A 283-nucleotide genomic window follows, 5' to 3' on the forward strand; every position below is an offset into this window, starting at 1 on the left:
AACCAATTCATAAGTATTACCTTCGAATTCAATCTCTTGTGGACGGTTGTCGACAACTGTGTCGTAGTCTTTGTCTACTGGTTGAGCTTTTTCATCAGTAACATCGTCCTTGATTTTCTTGCCTTCAGTATCAACATAGTGGACATAGACATTACCATTCACTTCTTTATAAACATAAGTGATAGTTGATTTTGGTTTAGTAACCTTACCTGTAACTGGGTCAGATGATTCAAGGTGACCATTTTCATCAACCTTACCTACTGGATAGTCACCCTTCGGTACG

Annotated in this window: 1 protein-coding gene; it reads right to left on the reverse strand. The window is 38.5% G+C overall.

The features are described from left to right. Positions 1–283: MucBP domain-containing protein (locus tag AC3E7H_RS10010; RefSeq protein WP_490676519.1), on the reverse strand; the 283-nt coding region annotated here is incomplete at both ends.

Source organism: Streptococcus sp. SCPM-O-B-15304 (M98) (genome assembly GCF_058200215.1).